The sequence below is a fragment of the Streptomyces sp. P9-2B-2 genome (assembly GCF_030406865.1).
GTDB classification, from domain to species: domain Bacteria; phylum Actinomycetota; class Actinomycetes; order Streptomycetales; family Streptomycetaceae; genus Streptomyces; species Streptomyces platensis.
In genome coordinates this window covers 7,206,412-7,219,709 of sequence record NZ_CP129126.1, presented here as the reverse complement: position 1 = coordinate 7,219,709, position 13,298 = coordinate 7,206,412, and the positions used below count along the sequence as shown (strand labels likewise).

Genomic DNA, 13,298 nt, shown 5'->3' with positions numbered 1-13,298 from the left:
CCGCACGGTCAGGCAGGGCGGTGGTGGAGTCTGGAACTCCGTTACTCGATAAAGGAGTTGAGGACGTCTTGCTCAGCGGTTACGTCCCCGAACCGACCCGTCGGTGCTTCGATTTCAGAAACACTACGCCCCCTTGGGTGATTTGAGAATCGAAACACCGAAGGGGGTGCGGGATCACGCCGACCCTGACCACTCAGCGAGGTGCCGTGGAACACGCCGCACTACGCCCGGATCGGCTTCCGGGCACCCCCGGGGCCGAACTCACCCCAGGACTCACCCACTTCATCGCCGGTCGTTGTCCGCGATTCGCTGATCCCGCGTCCGGGTCACCCGCAACTCGTGGAGATTCGGCACCGGCCACTCCCGGCACCCGAAACTCCTGAGATAGAGAACGCCTCTCCGGATATCGGTGACAACAGCAATGCGGCCGGGCGCGTACTCCACCTCGTCGCCGACATCCGGCACGCGATGCTCGGCAGGCCGGGGGCAGACGGAGTCATTCATCACGCCGCCCCTTCCTGCGCGGCTTTCCGCTTCGCAATGGCCTGTTCCAGCTGGATGGCGTACAGCTCCACCTGTCCCGGGTCCATGACCAGGAGGGACGGCTCTGTGTCACCTTCGCGGTGATGAATGGTCACGGGCAGCGCGGCCTGCTGAGCGCGCGGGTCGTAGGTAAGGTCCCGACGATCGATCGTGACGTGTGAGATCACGGTGTTCCTCCTAGTCAAGGGCCAAGTGGAGAGCCCCGCTCACCCTGTCGGGTGAAGGTTCGTACGGAGCCCGGGGCGCCTGTGTGGACTGCGGCCCGGCCGAACAGACGGCAACTACTGGGCAGGGAACGGCCTTGAAGTTGCACATCCCGAACGTAGGGTCGCGGCCGGTGCGATAGGACTGACCGCGGGTACGTGTCAGGCAGTGGATCGCACTCGGGGGCTTCATGGCAGCCAGACCATCCGCGAAAAATCACGGGACCACAGGCATGATCGCGGGATTTGTGCTGCGCTTGACCAGGGAATCGATCCCGCTCACACAAGCGGGAATGGCTGAGGCCCTCGGTGTTGATCTCGGAACCGTTCAGGGGAGGGAGTCCGGGCGTCGTCCCCTGGCCAATATGAAAGCCGGGGCACTCCTTGATCTGCGGCGCCGGTTATTGGCCCTCGGCGCTGACCAGACGGCTCTTGGCCTGCTGGATGCCGCCATGGATGCCGACCGGATCATCGGCGCGGCGCTCGATCCGCCGGAACAGCCCGAGCTCCATCCGCTCGCCGGATGGGTACACACCCGCGATACAGCCCACATGATCGCCTGGGCCGTGAACGGGACCCCGCCACCAGCACTGCGTCGGCCTTCTCCCTCCAGGCGCGGCCCAGTAGCCGGGGCTCCCCTCATGGGCACGCAGGAACGGAACGCATTCTTCTCGCACTTGAGGAGTGCGGTCGAAAGGGCCGAGAAGACAGGCGACGGCCGTGCTTTGCTCCACCGGCAGGCGCTCTACCTCACCAGCTACGACTGCAGTTCAGAGGCCAACTCCTGGACCGCGCACGCCCTTCATGCCCGGCGGGGCCTCGTCGCCGTCCAGGGAGGCTCACCGCGCTGGGCAGGAGCCCGCTCCACCGCTACCGCACTCGCCCGCCGTGGCGACCCCGTGCCCCTGCTGGACTTCATCGACCGGTCGATTGCCGACGACGACGCGGCGGAGGCCGCGAACCTCAACTACTGGGCTTACTGGCTGGGTGCTCTCAGGGAGCCGCAGCCCAGCGACGCGTTCATGGACGATCGCGCTCTGACCGGCTGGGACCCGGTGACCCTTCTTCGGGGGCTGGCCCAGGGATTTCACGAATCACCAGGCTATGTCGACCTGTACGCCCACTCCCTTTGGGCCTTGCTGACGGCTCACAGGTGGTTGCCGCAGGCATCGCCCGCGCTCGCCCGCACCCTCGCCGGACGCGTCGCGCGGATACTCGAAACGGGCTCGATCTCCCTGCGATCCCGGCGCGAACTGAGCGCCGTGCATTACGTTCTACGCGATCAGAAACCTTGATACCGGAGGGCACCATGGCCGACGAGAAGAGCTGCGCACGGGGCACGACGGGGTACCTCCTGGAGTTGGGGATGCTCAAGCGGGCCAAGCGGTCCGGCTGGTGGATCGCCGGAGTCAAGGACCCCGAGAGCATCGCCGAGCATTCGTTCCGGGTGGGCATCATCGGCGCGGTGCTGGCCATGATGGAAGGGGCCGACCCGGCGAAGGTCGCCCTGATGTGTCTGTTCCACGACACCCAGGAAACCCGCGTTGGCGACATCCCGCACATCGGTCGGCGCTACCTGGAAGCGGCTTCGAACGAGAAGGTCACCGCCGACCAGGTTTCTGCTGCGCACCCCGCTGTCGCCTCCGGAGTCCAGCGCGTCGTCGAAGAGTATGAGAACGGCGACTCGCTTGAGGTCGTGGTTGCCCACGATGCCGACAAGCTCGAATGCCTCGTACAGGCCGTCGAATACCGCGAGCAGGGATGCAGCATCGTTCAGAATTGGATCGACACCAGCTTGGCGAGTCTCAAGACCGCGTCGGCGCAGGCTCTCGCGGAGGCCGCCCTGAACATGTCGTCGATCGAGTGGCAGCAGACGTATCTGCGCTGACGGGTGCTTTCACCGTCCCGGCTGCACCCAGGATGCGGCCGGGACGGAACGCAGCGGTGCGGCCGACGAGGGAGCCGGCCCCCGGCCCGGGAGAATGTGCGGATGATCGACGCGAATGCCCTGCGGGCCGTCTGCCTGGATTTCAACGGTGCGACCGAGGAATTCCCCTTCCCACGGCACCCTGACGTGTCCACCTTCAAGGTCGGCGGCAAGATCTTCGCGCTGACGACGCTGACAGGTATGCCACTCACGGTGAGCCTCAAGTGCGAACCCGAGCTGGCGGAGCGGCTGCGGGCGGCGCACCCCGAAGTGGTGCCGGGCTATCACCTCAACAAGCGGCACTGGAACACCGTTTCCCTGGACGGGGACCTTCCCGACCGGTTGGTGCTGGACATGATCGAGGACTCGTACGACCTGGTGGTCGCCTCGCTGCCCAAGGCTCAGCGCCTGCTGCTGGACTGGCCGGGAGAGCCGCGGGCCTGAACGGCGTGCGCGGCCGCCGGTCCGGGAGCCGCAGCGGCCCCCACGGTGAGCCCGCGCCCGGCACCCCGGCGCGGGCTCACCGCGGCACCCGCCCCACCCCCTTCGCCAGCTCCTCCGCCAGCCGCTCCCGCAGCTCGATCTTCCGGACCTTGCCACTGACGGTCATCGGGAAGGCATCGAGGATCTCCAGGTGGCGCGGCACCTTGTAGTGGGCGAGGCGGGAGCGGCAGTAGGCGGCCAACTCGTCGGGGGTGAGCGGGTCTTCGGGGTCGCGGAGGAGGACGCAGGCGGCGATCTCCTCGCCGTACTTCTCGTCGGGGACGCCGACGACCTGGACGTCGGCGATCTTGGGGTGGGAGTAGAGGAACTCCTCGATCTCGCGCGGGTAGACGTTCTCACCGCCCCTGATGATCATGTCCTTGATGCGGCCGACGATCCGGACGTAGCCGTCGTCGTTCATCACCGCGAGATCGCCGGTGTGCATCCAGCGGGCCGGGTCGATGGCCTCGGCGGTGCGCTCGGGTTCCGCCCAGTAGCCGAGCATCACGCTGTAGCCGCGGGTGCGCAGTTCGCCGGGGGTGCCGCGGGGCACGGTCACCCCGCTCGCCGGATCGGCGACCTTCACCTCGATGTGCGGCAGCACCCGGCCGACGGTCGCGGTGCGGTGGGCGAGGTCGTCGTCGCGGCGGGTCTGGGTGGAGACCGGTGAGGTCTCGGTCATGCCGTAGCAGATGGACACCTCGGTCATATGCATCTCGGCGACCACCCACTTCATCACCTCCTCGGGGCACGGGGAGCCCGCCATGATGCCTGTACGGAGCGAGCTGAGGTCGTAGGAGGCGAAGTCGGGGTGGTTCAGCTCGGCGATGAACATGGTGGGGACGCCGTAGAGAGAGGTGCAGCGTTCGTCCTGGACGGCCTGGAGGGTGGCGGCGGCGTCGAAGGCGGGGGCCGGGATGACGATGCAGGCGCCGTGCGAGGTGGCGCCGAGGTTGCCCATGACCATGCCGAAGCAGTGGTAGAAGGGCACCGGCAGACACACCCGGTCGTGTGCGGTGTAGGCGAGGGTCTCGCCGACCCAGTAGCCGTTGTTGAGGATGTTGTGGTGGGAGAGGGTGGCGCCCTTGGGGAAGCCGGTGGTGCCCGAGGTGTACTGGATGTTGACCGGGTCGTCGGCGGTCAGCTCCGCTTCGCAGGCGGTGAGCCGTTGCGGCGGGACGGTGGCACCGGCGGCCAGCAGTTCGCCCCAGGTGTCGTCGCCGAGGTAGACCACCTCGCGCAGCGCCGGGCTCTCGGCGCGTACCTGCTCGATCATCCCGCGGTAGTCGCTGGTCTTGTGGTGGGTCGCGGACACCAGGACGCTGATGCCGGCCTGCCGCAGGACGTAGCCCAGCTCATGGACGCGGTAGGCGGGGTTGACATTGACGAGGATCGCGCCGATCCGGGCGGTGGCGTACTGGACGAGGACCCACTCGGCGCAGTTGGGCGCCCAGATGCCGACCCGGTCACCCTTGGCGACGCCCTGGGCGAGCAGCCCGAGCGCCACCTCGTCGACCGCGCGGCCCAGTTCGGCGTAGGTCCAGCGGCGGCCGCTCGCCACCTCGACCAGCGCCTCGCGGTCGCCGAACCGGGCGATGGTGCGGGTCAGATCGGTGCCGATGGTGTGGCCGAGCAGCGGCCGGTCAGCGGTCCCGCAGGCGTACGACAGCTCCTGCTGCTGGCTCATCGGTGGTTCTCCTCCCAGTACTCGGCGCCGCCGTCGCCCTGCGCGGTGCGCTCGCGCAGCTCGATACGGCGGATCTTGCCGGAGACGGTCTTCGGCAGGTCGGCGAACTCCAGCCGCCGGATGCGCTTGTAGGGGGCCAGCACCTCGCGGGAATGCTCGAAGATCAGCCTCGCGGTCTCCGGGCCGGGCGACCACCCGGCCGCCAGCACCACATACGCCTTGGGGACGGCCAGCCGCAGCGGATCGGGGGCCGGCACCACGGCGGCCTCGGCGACCGCCTCGTGCTCCAGCAGTGCGCTCTCCAGCTCGAACGGGGAGATCTTGTAGTCGGACGCCTTGAAGACGTCGTCGGCGCGTCCGATGTAGGTGATCCAGCCGTCGCGGTCGCGGCTGCCGATATCGCCGGTGCGGTAGTAGCCGTCGGCCATCGCCTCCGCGGTGCGTGCCGGGTCCCCGTGGTAGCCGGTCATCAGGCCGACCGGCCGGGCGGAGAGGTCCAGGGCGATCTCCCCCTCGTCGCCCGGTGCGCCGCTGACCGGGTCGAGGAGGACGACGTCGAAGCCGGGGGTGGGGCGGCCCATGGAGCCCGGCTTGACGGTCTGACCAGGGGTGTTGGCCACCTGGACGGCGGTCTCGGTCTGTCCGAAGCCGTCCCGGATGGTGACGCCCCAGGACTGCCGCACCTGCTCGATGATCTCCGGATTGAGCGGTTCACCGGCCGCGACGATCTCCCTCGGCGGCCGGCGGAGCGCGGACAGATCGGCCTGGATGAGCATCCGCCAGACGGTCGGCGGGGCGCAGAAGCTGGTGACGCCGGCCCGGTCCATCTCCGCCATCAGCCGGGCCGCGTCGAAGCGGGTGTAGTTGTGGATGAAGACGGTGGCCTCGGCGTTCCAGGGCGCGAAGAGATTGGACCAGGCGTGCTTGGCCCATCCGGGCGAGGAGATGTTCAGGTGCACATCGCCGGGCCGCAGACCGATCCAGTACATCGTCGCGAGATGCCCGATGGGGTACGAGGTGTGGGTGTGCTCGACGAGCTTGGGGCGGGCGGTGGTGCCGGAGGTGAAGTAGAGCATCAGGGCGTCGTCCGCCCGGGTGGGCCCGCCCGGCTCGAAGGTCTCGGGGCTGTCGTACGCGTCCTCGTACGCCAGCCAGCCGTCCGGCGCACCGCCGACCGCGATCCGGGTGTAGTCGCCCGCCACGTCGGCGAACTTCCCGGTGTCCGTGGCGCGCACGAGGACATGCCGGGCCCGGCCGCGGTCGATCCGGTCCGCGAGGTCGGCGCGGCCCAGCAGCGGGGTCGCGGGGATGACGACGGCACGCAGCTTCATCGCGGCCAGTGCGGTCTCCCACAGCTCGGCCTGGTTCCCCAGCATCACCACGAGGCGGTCGCCGGCCCGTACCCCGTGGGCGGACAGCCAGTTGGCGGCCTGGTCGGAGCGGCGGCGCAGGGCGTCGAAGCTCAGCCGGGTCTCGCCGCCGTCCTCCTCGACGATGTGCAGCGCGGTGCGGTCGTTGCCGTGGGCGATGGTGTCGAACCAGTCCAGCGCCCAGTTGAAGTGCTCCGGGCGGGGCCACTGGAACGCCGCGCGGGCCGCGCCATAGTCCTCCCGGTGCCGCAGCAGCAGATCCCGCGCCGCCCGGAACTCCTCGGTGGCGGCCGGCGCCCGACCCGTCGCACCGGATTCCGTGTCCGTCATATGTCCTCCTCATTGCCGCACCGCTGGCTGCCATCGTGTAATCAGTGGCCCAGGTCTCACCACCCCCGAATGGGGGGAAGCGGAGGTTTCGGCGTGCGGCGCGAGCCGGGGGCGAACGAGACGGCGGATGTACGGGCGGCGCTGTCGCGGCTGCGGCGGGACAGCGGGCTGCCGGTGGCGTTCGGCGGTCTGCGGGCCGGTGCGGGGTGCTGTCGCATCAACGAACTGGCCGGTACGGAGACCGCGGTGCTGCGCGGTCTGGACATCATGCGGGGCAACGGGCTGGGCGGGAAGGCCGTGGCGCTGTCCCGCCCGCTCGCGGTCACCGACTACAGCGCCTCATCGGTGATCAGCCATGAGTACGACGCGGCGGTGGCCGCCGAGGGGCTGCGCTCGGTGCTCGCCGTACCGGTGATCGTCCGGCGCCGGGTGCGCGGTGTGCTGTACGGGGCGCTGCGCCGCCCGGTACGGCTCGGCGACCGCCCGCTCTCGGCGGCCATGGAGGTGGCCCGGGAACTGGAGCAGGCACTACTGCTCCAGGACGAGGCCGCACGGCTCCTCTCGGTGTCACTCCCCCAAGCTCTTGATGAGCAGGGGGGACCCCCATCCACCGCCGGCGACCCGGCCCGCTGGGAAGAGGTCCGCGAGGCACACGGCGAGCTGCGCGGCCTGGCCCAGCAGGTCGCCGACCCCCTGCTGCGACAGCAGCTCCTGGCAGCCTGCGGGCGCCTCGCGACAGCCTCCTCCCGTCGCCCCGGCACGGACGGCTCGGCCCCCGCCCTCGCACCACGCGAACTGGACGTGCTGGCCTGCGTCGCGTCCGGCGCCACCAACGCGGAGGTGGCGGACCGCCTGGGCCTCCGCCCGGAAACCGTGAAGAGCTACCTCCGCTCCACCATGCGGAAGTTGGGCGCCCACACCCGCCTCCAGGCGGTGATCGCGGCCCGGCGGGCGGGGGTGCTGCCGTAGGGGGGCGGCCGGGTGCTGCCATGGGGTGGGCGGGGAGCCACATGGTGGGCAGGCGCCCCGGCCCTCCCCCGTGAAGGCCGGGCCGCCCGCCCCCGACGGCTACTTGTCGGCGGTCAGGGTGCCCGCCGCGCCCCAGCTGTCGGTGGGGACTTCCTGGATCCAGACCGTCACGGTCTCGGCGGGGATGCGGTACGCGTCCACGAACGCGTCGGTGATCTGCTTGACGAGCTCCCGCTTCAGCTCGACGCTGCGCGGGCCCTGCTGCACGGTGACGGTAGGCATGGTGGAACTCCCTTGTGGAGAAAGGCCGTTGGGTAGGCAGGAACGCAGAGGTTCACGGCGTTACCCGGCCTGGGGATCCCGGGTTTTCCCCGGGTTTCCGGTGGTTGACCGGCGTGACCTCAGTCCATCGCGAACGGCTCGTGCGACCAAGAAGCGGATCGTGCACACAGCGATCACCGATCGAGATCGAGCGCCTCGTTCCCGTCCGGTGCCGCGCAGGCCCGCAGCAGCGGATCCACTCCGGCAGGCGGGTCGGTCCGGCGCACCGCGAGTGAGGTGGTGAGCTCCATGCCCGGGTCGCGGAACGGGCGGAAGGCGACCCGGGGAGTGCTCAGCCGACGGGCGTGCGAGGCGTAGACGACGGTCCACAGTCCGTCCGCCGGGCCGCGGGCGCCGATCGCGGTGAGGGTGTCGTCCAACGAGCCGTAGGCGGGGCCCGGTACGGGGACGAAGCCGGCGTCATGGCAGGCGCTGACGACCAGGCCGACCAGGGCCCGGTTGTTGCGGCGCGCGGTCAGCACCAACGGGACGGGCCCGAGGTCGGCGAGCGCGACCGGGCCGGGTGCGGCGGCCAGGGGGTGCCGGGCCGGGACGACCGCCACCAGCGGGTCCTGCCACACGGGGACGAAACGCAGCCCGTCCCGGCCGGTGTCATCCGGCTCACCACGGAGGAACGCGGCGTCCAGCTCACCGGACGCCACCCGGTCGAGCCGGTCCCGGGCCCGTACGGCCACCAGCTCCACCCGGGTCTCCGGGGCGAGACCGGCCAGCGCGTCCAGCACTCGGTCCAGGTGGGCGCCCAGGCCCGTACTCGTCCCCAGGCGCAGGGTGGCACCCCGTCCGCCGGTCAGCTCGGCGACGGCGGCACGAGCCCGCTCCTCGGCGGCGAGCAGCGCCCGCGCCTCCGGCAGGAACCGCTCGCCGACGGCCGTCAGCCGCACCTGGCGGGCCGACCGGTCGAACAGCTCGGCCTGCAACTCCCGCTCCAGCCGCCGGACCTGCTGGCTCACCGCCGACTGCACGATGTGCAGCTGCTCCGCCGCCCGCCCGAAATGCAGCTCCTGCGCCACCGTGACGAAGTACCGCACCTGCCGCAGCTCCACGCCTCTCCCCTCCCCACCGGCCCACTCCCCCGGGCCCGGCCGTTCCCCTCGCTCCGGACGGCGCCCCCGGCCGGACAATTGCCTTGCCGCGATCCCACCGCCCGGACATCATCCCTCCATGATCGATGCCACCGCACTCTCCGAGAAGCCGGTGCTCACCGGCCCCCGGGTCCGTCTCGCCCCGCTGTCCATACGGCATGCGGCCGCCTTCCACACCGCCTGCCAGGACCCCGAGACGCGCCGGCTGACCGGCAGCCACCATGACTTCACGCTGGAGGAGTTGCAGAGGTGGTGCACCGGCAGCGCCGACCGCGCGGACCGCCTGGACCTCGCCATCGAGGACCGCGAGACCGGTGACTTCCTCGGCGAACTCGCCCTGAACGAGATCGATCCCCCGAACGCCCACGGCAGCTTCCGGATCGCCCTCGTCCCCGACGCCACCGACCGCGGCATCGGCAGCGAGGCGATCCGTCTGCTGCTCGACTACGCCTTCGACCGGGTGGGCCTGCACCGCGTACAGCTGGAGGTCTACGACTACAACCCGCGCGCCCGGCACGCCTACGAAAAGTGCGGCTTCGAGGTGGAGGGCCGCCTGCGCGAGGCCCTCTTCTGGGACGGCACCTGGCACGACGTACTGGTGATGGCGGCGCTTCGGTCGCGGCGGGGCGGGGGCGGGGGCGGGGACACGGGCACGGACACCGACGTGGAAGCGGACTTGGACGTAGACGTGGACTTGGGCACGATGCGGCCATGACGACGTGATTGCCGCCGCCGGATATCAGACCTGGCCGCGGTCTGTGGCTCATCTGAGTGTGCTGGTGGCGCCGGGGCGGCGAGGGCGGGGGCTGGCGCGGGTCGTGGCGGCTGCGGCGGTGGCGCATGCGCTTGAGGGCGGGCTGCTTCCGCAATGGCGGGCGCGGGTGTGTCCGTCGAGGCGGGTGGCGGTTGCGCTGGGGTTTCAGGATTTGGGTGGCCAGCTCAGCGTCCGCCTCGACGAAACGGTCTCACCGGTCCTGGCCGGTGAGACCGCCGTCTGAAGCAGGCCGGCGGCCGTCACACCGCCGCCAAGAGGCCCCCCGGCCCCGGCCGTCCCCTCACTACCGCGACCGGCGCCGGTCGCGTGCGCTACTGCCCGACCCGGCCGTCGACGCATTCCCGCAGCAGGTCGGCGTGACCGCAGTGGCGGGCGTACTCCTCGATCCGGTGGACCCACAGCTCGCGGACAGGGTTGTTGTCGTGCCCCACCCGCGCGCCCAGATCCGGATGCTCGGCGAACGCCGCATCGGTGGCCGCCTGTTCGCGCGCGAGATCGGCGAAGGCGCCGTCGACCAGCTCCTGTTCCGCCACGGCTCCCTCGAAGTCGCCGTCATCCGCGCCGTACAGCTTCGGTGCCGGTTCTCCCGGCACGATCCAGTTGCGCCAGTCCCGCTCCACCTCGGCAAGATGGCGGACCAGCCCCAACAAGGACATGGTCGACGGCGGCACCGAGCGGCGCGCCAGTTGCTCCGGGTTCAACCCGTCGCACTTCATCCGCAGAGTCAGTCGGTAGCCCGTCAGGAAGTCCTGCAAGGTCGCCAGCTCACCGTCCGGGCTGACGCCGTCTTTGTCGCGGGGGTCCTCGTCGGGGTCCGCCCACATGTCGGGGTAGACGCTGGCCTTGCTCCACCGCTCAGGTATGTCGCTCACCGTGGTCATGATTCTGAGCGGTGGTCCGGCTGGCAAGCAATTTGTTGCGACGGGCCGGTTCCCCGGCCCGCGCGCCCTGGAACAACGACGAGCTCAGTAGTTCTCCCCGGTGAACGGAAGTCGCTCGGTCGCCAGGGCGGCGTCCAGGTGGCGGGCCGCGTGCGGGGTGTGTTCGGTGGCGAGGCCGGCGTGGACGAAGTGGCGCAGGGGGGTGGCGCCGAGGTAGCAGGATGCCAACTCCCTTACGTCCAGGGAGAGGTCGGGGGCGTCGGTGGTGGGGTGCCAGGTGGCGCCGTCGGGGCCGGCGGTCAGGCGGAAGCGGCCCGCGTTGGCCGGGAGGGCGGGGTCGCGCAGGTCGAGGACGAGGTCGACGGGGGCCGCCCAGGAGCGGGTGGTCAGCGCGGCGCGGACGTCCACGAGCCGGAGCCACAGGGAGGGTTCCTGGCCGGTGACGCGCACCTGGTCGCGGTCGGCGGCGAGGTGCAGGAGCGGGTCGTCGGCGGGGCGGGCCGGGATGCGTACCGTCGAGGTGAGGTCGATCGAGGCGAGGTAGGACCACAGGGCGGCGGCCACGGGGGCGGACTCCGCTTCCAGTTCGTCGACGAGGACCACTCCGGGGCGGTTCTCGCCCGGGCCGCGGGTGCGGTAGATCGCATAGCCGGCGGGTACCTCGCCGGGGTCGCCCAGCGCCACCACCCGCGCCGCGCCGAAGCCGTCCCGGTCGTCGCCGCCGCGCGACCCGTCGAGGTCCAGCACATGGTCGCGCCACCATGCCGCGTCGCGGGAGAATCGGCCGGCGCGCTGCGGCAGGGTCGCGTCGTAGCGCGGGGCGAGCACGGCGGGCGCGTCGGCCGGATCGAGCAGCCGCAGCGGGCGGCTGTCGGGGGTGATGCGCAGCGCGAGCGGGCGCGAGGAGTCGATCTCGATGCGGTACGACTCGGTGGCGGCGCCGTAGCCGAAGCGGCCGTAGATGGCGCTCTCGGACGGCCAGAGGCAGGACACCGGCCGCTCCTCGGCGGCGCAGCGGCGCCAGAGTTCGTCCAGCATCCCGGTGAGGATTCCGCGGCGCCGGTGGGTGGGCGCGACGGAGACGAAGTCCAGTGCGGCGCAGGGGAGTTGGCCGCCGGGCACGGTGAGGGTGACGCGGTGCGCACCGGCCACCCCGCTCAGCCGTCCGTCGTCGTAGGCACCGATACGGGTGCAGGCGCGCAGGGTCTTGCGGAAGTACTCGCGGGTCTTGTCGGCGGGCTTGAGGTGGAAGGCGAGGTAAACCAGGTCCAGGGCCTGGTCGAGGTCGGCCTCGGGGATGTCCCGGAGGGCCGTGGTCGCGCGCGCGTCGTCGTCACTGGTCACCGGGGGACGCTAACCCGGCGCCCGGGGAGCTTCACCTTGTTTTTACGGCGGGGTCGGGGCTGCCCTCAACTCCCCGCCCCCTCAACTCCCCATCCCCTCAAGCCACCGACCCGATCCGCCCCAACGTCCGCCCCGTGTCGTGATGGATGGGCGTATGCGCGCCGGTCAGCGGGATGCCGGTGCCGCCGCGGCGGTTGGCGACGATTTCGGCGGCGATGGAGAGGGCGGTTTCCTCCGGCGTGCGTGCGCCGAGGTCGAGGCCGATGGGTGAGCGCAGGCGGTTCAGTTCGAGTTCGGTCAGGCCGACGTCCCGCAGCCGCTGCTGGCGGTCCAGGTGGGTGCGGCGCGAGCCCATCGCGCCGACGTAGGCGATCGGGAGCCGGAGCGCCCGCTCCAGCAGCGGTACGTCGAACTTGGCGTCGTGGGTCAGGACGCAGAGCACCGTGCGGGAGTCGAGCTGCTGGGCGTCCAGGTAGCGGTGCGGCCAGTCGACGACGATCTCGTCGGCGTCCGGGAAGCGGGCCCGGGTGGCGAAGACGGGGCGGGCGTCGCACACCGTGACGTGGTAGTTGAGGAACTTGCCGACCCTCACCAGCGCGGCGGCGAAGTCGATGGCACCGAAGACGATCATGCGGGGTGCGGGGACCGCGGACTCGACGAGCAGGACCACGGGCTGGCCGCAGCGCGAGCCGCTCCGCTGCGCGCCGTCGTCGCCCTCCGCTTCCTCTCCGGGCGCGAAGCCCGTGCCGATCTCCAGGCTGGTGGTGCGCCCGGCGTCCAGCAGGGCGCGGGTCTCCTCGACCGCGGTGTGGTCGAGGGCGGGGTGGCCGCCGAGGGTGCCGGTGTGGCTGCCGTCGGCGCGCACCAGCAGGGCGCGGCCGAGGAGCCCGGCGGGGCCCTGGACGACCCGGGCGAGCGCCGCCGCCTCTCCGGACGCGGCGGCGGCCAGCCCGGCGGTGAGCGTGGCGGCGGTGCGGTCCGCCCGCTCCCCCGCGAAGCCGCCGTCGCCGGTGGTCGCGGGGGCGCTCGTCCTGATCGGCTGGACGAGGATGTCGATGATGCCGCCGCAGGTCAGGCCCACGGCGAAGGCGTCCTCGTCGCTGTAGCCGAAGCGCTCCAGGACCGGCTCACCGGTCTCCAGCGCCTGTTGGCACAGTTCGTACACCGCCCCCTCCACACATCCGCCGGAGACCGACCCGATCGCCGTGCCGTCACTGTCGACGGCCAGCGCGGCCCCGGGCTGGCGGGGCGCGCTGCCATGGGTGGCCACCACGGTGGCCACCGCGAACTCACGGCCCTGCTCGACCCACCGGTGCAGCTCTGCGGCGATGTCCAGCATGTCGGTCTCCTAACGGACGGGGG

14 protein-coding genes and 1 pseudogene are annotated in these 13,298 nt (G+C 71.1%); 6 read left to right on the top strand and 9 right to left on the bottom strand.

The features are described from left to right. Positions 1-282: 282 nt before the first annotated feature. Positions 283-504: a hypothetical protein gene (locus tag QT196_RS31680; RefSeq protein ID WP_290356167.1), complete on the bottom strand. Its 222-nt coding sequence runs from the start codon at positions 502-504 to the stop codon at positions 283-285. Continuing rightward, positions 504-710: a hypothetical protein gene (locus QT196_RS31675; RefSeq protein ID WP_266731939.1), complete on the bottom strand. Its 207-nt coding sequence runs from the start codon at positions 708-710 to the stop codon at positions 504-506. The genes QT196_RS31680 and QT196_RS31675 overlap by 1 nt, the downstream gene beginning before the upstream one ends. Before the next feature lie 269 nt (positions 711-979). Between QT196_RS31675 and QT196_RS31670 the strand changes: the two genes are divergently transcribed. From QT196_RS31670 to QT196_RS31660, 3 genes are all read left to right on the top strand, one after another. Beyond that, a complete protein-coding gene (locus QT196_RS31670; RefSeq protein ID WP_168482167.1) occupies positions 980-2,041 on the top strand; it encodes an XRE family transcriptional regulator in 1,062 nt (353 codons plus the stop codon). A 14-nt stretch (positions 2,042-2,055) separates the two neighbouring features. Beyond that, the gene (locus QT196_RS31665; RefSeq protein WP_168482165.1) at positions 2,056-2,634 is read left to right on the top strand and encodes an HD domain-containing protein; all 579 of its coding nucleotides are present in this window, start codon (positions 2,056-2,058) and stop codon (positions 2,632-2,634) included. 102 nt (positions 2,635-2,736) lie between these two features. After that, positions 2,737-3,117 carry an MmcQ/YjbR family DNA-binding protein gene (locus tag QT196_RS31660; protein ID WP_168482164.1) on the top strand — a complete coding sequence of 127 codons (381 nt, stop codon included), beginning with the start codon at positions 2,737-2,739 and terminating at the stop codon, positions 3,115-3,117. A 76-nt stretch (positions 3,118-3,193) separates the two neighbouring features. Here the strand turns inward: QT196_RS31660 and QT196_RS31655 are convergent, their stop codons facing one another. Both QT196_RS31655 and QT196_RS31650 read right to left on the bottom strand, forming a co-directional pair. Beyond that, entirely contained in the window at positions 3,194-4,843 is a 1,650-nt protein-coding gene (locus tag QT196_RS31655; protein ID WP_168482162.1) for an AMP-binding protein, read from the bottom strand. Continuing rightward, complete coding sequence (locus QT196_RS31650; protein WP_290356166.1) at positions 4,840-6,543, bottom strand: AMP-binding protein; 1,704 nt, start codon at positions 6,541-6,543, stop codon at positions 4,840-4,842. Before QT196_RS31650 ends, QT196_RS31655 begins: the two co-directional genes overlap by 4 nt. Before the next feature lie 69 nt (positions 6,544-6,612). On the opposite strand from QT196_RS31650, the gene QT196_RS31645 reads away from it, so the two are divergent. After that, complete coding sequence (locus tag QT196_RS31645; protein ID WP_290356164.1) at positions 6,613-7,512, top strand: LuxR family transcriptional regulator; 900 nt, start codon at positions 6,613-6,615, stop codon at positions 7,510-7,512. 99 nt (positions 7,513-7,611) lie between these two features. Here QT196_RS31645 and dmpI read toward each other — a convergent pair whose 3' ends face one another. Continuing rightward, the gene (gene dmpI / locus QT196_RS31640) at positions 7,612-7,842 is read right to left on the bottom strand and encodes a 4-oxalocrotonate tautomerase DmpI (protein ID WP_266732956.1); all 231 of its coding nucleotides are present in this window, start codon (positions 7,840-7,842) and stop codon (positions 7,612-7,614) included. A 125-nt stretch (positions 7,843-7,967) separates the two neighbouring features. Continuing rightward, positions 7,968-8,897, bottom strand: coding sequence for a LysR family transcriptional regulator (locus QT196_RS31635; RefSeq protein ID WP_290356163.1), 930 nt, complete (start codon positions 8,895-8,897; stop codon positions 7,968-7,970). Positions 8,898-9,015: 118 nt separating this feature from the next. On the opposite strand from QT196_RS31635, the gene QT196_RS31630 reads away from it, so the two are divergent. Continuing rightward, positions 9,016-9,651, top strand: coding sequence for a GNAT family protein (locus tag QT196_RS31630; protein WP_290356162.1), 636 nt, complete (start codon positions 9,016-9,018; stop codon positions 9,649-9,651). A 4-nt stretch (positions 9,652-9,655) separates the two neighbouring features. Then, positions 9,656-9,934 (top strand): annotated as a pseudogene (locus tag QT196_RS31625) (GNAT family N-acetyltransferase); the annotation flags it as partial. An 88-nt stretch (positions 9,935-10,022) separates the two neighbouring features. Here the strand turns inward: QT196_RS31625 and QT196_RS31620 are convergent. The 3 genes from QT196_RS31620 to QT196_RS31610 form a co-directional block, all read right to left on the bottom strand. Then, the gene (locus QT196_RS31620; RefSeq protein ID WP_290356161.1) at positions 10,023-10,592 is read right to left on the bottom strand and encodes a DinB family protein; all 570 of its coding nucleotides are present in this window, start codon (positions 10,590-10,592) and stop codon (positions 10,023-10,025) included. Between the two features lie 84 nt (positions 10,593-10,676). Then, on the bottom strand, positions 10,677-11,936 hold the full coding sequence (locus QT196_RS31615; RefSeq protein ID WP_290356160.1) for a GNAT family N-acetyltransferase: 1,260 nt from the start codon (positions 11,934-11,936) through the stop codon (positions 10,677-10,679). Positions 11,937-12,033: 97 nt separating this feature from the next. Then, positions 12,034-13,275: an XdhC/CoxI family protein gene (locus tag QT196_RS31610; protein ID WP_266731922.1), complete on the bottom strand. Its 1,242-nt coding sequence runs from the start codon at positions 13,273-13,275 to the stop codon at positions 12,034-12,036. Positions 13,276-13,298: the final 23 nt, after the last annotated feature.

Excerpts from the sequence above, each read along its gene's own strand:
- QT196_RS31680 (WP_290356167.1), bottom strand. The coding sequence starts at position 504 with ATGAATGACTCCGTCTGCCCCCGGCCTGCCGAGCATCGCGTGCCGGAT.
- QT196_RS31670 (WP_168482167.1), top strand. The coding sequence starts at position 980 with ATGATCGCGGGATTTGTGCTGCGCTTGACCAGGGAATCGATCCCGCTC.
- QT196_RS31665 (WP_168482165.1), top strand. The coding sequence starts at position 2,056 with ATGGCCGACGAGAAGAGCTGCGCACGGGGCACGACGGGGTACCTCCTG.
- QT196_RS31660 (WP_168482164.1), top strand. The coding sequence starts at position 2,737 with ATGATCGACGCGAATGCCCTGCGGGCCGTCTGCCTGGATTTCAACGGT.
- QT196_RS31655 (WP_168482162.1), bottom strand. The coding sequence starts at position 4,843 with ATGAGCCAGCAGCAGGAGCTGTCGTACGCCTGCGGGACCGCTGACCGG.
- QT196_RS31650 (WP_290356166.1), bottom strand. The coding sequence starts at position 6,543 with ATGACGGACACGGAATCCGGTGCGACGGGTCGGGCGCCGGCCGCCACC.
- QT196_RS31645 (WP_290356164.1), top strand. The coding sequence starts at position 6,613 with ATGGGGGGAAGCGGAGGTTTCGGCGTGCGGCGCGAGCCGGGGGCGAAC.
- QT196_RS31630 (WP_290356162.1), top strand. The coding sequence starts at position 9,016 with ATGATCGATGCCACCGCACTCTCCGAGAAGCCGGTGCTCACCGGCCCC.
- QT196_RS31620 (WP_290356161.1), bottom strand. The coding sequence starts at position 10,592 with ATGACCACGGTGAGCGACATACCTGAGCGGTGGAGCAAGGCCAGCGTC.
- QT196_RS31610 (WP_266731922.1), bottom strand. The coding sequence starts at position 13,275 with ATGCTGGACATCGCCGCAGAGCTGCACCGGTGGGTCGAGCAGGGCCGT.